The sequence below is a fragment of the Escherichia sp. E2661 genome (assembly GCF_004745185.1).
Taxonomy (GTDB): Bacteria; Pseudomonadota; Gammaproteobacteria; order Enterobacterales; family Enterobacteriaceae; genus Escherichia.
In genome coordinates this window covers 1-509 of sequence record NZ_PDIG01000048.1, presented here as the reverse complement: position 1 = coordinate 509, position 509 = coordinate 1, and the positions used below count along the sequence as shown (strand labels likewise).

General features: G+C 52.6%; 1 pseudogene. It reads right to left on the bottom strand.

Features of this window, described 5'->3' with window-relative positions:
• A pseudogene (locus CRI63_RS23535) lies at nt 1-509 on the bottom strand (adhesin); the annotation flags it as partial.

Here is a 509-nt window from a genome sequence, read left to right as displayed (position 1 = left end):
CCGTGTGCAGCACTGAATGCACCCGCTGTATCACTCCACAGCAGTGAATCGTCACCGAGACTGTCAACAGCGTCAGTCAGGTTGGTGATATTGGTGGTGTTAGTGGCGATATTGGTGGTGTTGGCTGCCACGGTATCGTTNGTGGTTTTCAGCTGAGAGCCGTTAACGGCATCGGTACTGTTAGCCGTCAGGTCACCGGCTTTGACGTTGGTGATTTTGCTCTCTGCATCAGTACCGTGCGCGGCGCTGAATGCTGTACCCTTCCAGAGAAGAGCATCATCCTTAAGGTCGCCAACGGAATCCGTCAGGTTGGTGATATTGGTGGTGTTAGTGGCGATATTGGTGGTATTCGTCGCCACGTTATCGTTGGTGGTTTTCAGCTGAGAGCCGTTAACGGCATCGGTACTGTTAGCCGTCAGGTCACCGGCTTTGACGTTGGTGATTTTGCTCTCTGCATCAGTGCCGTGTGCTGCGCTGAAGGCGTTTTTTGGTATCATTCCAAAGCAAAG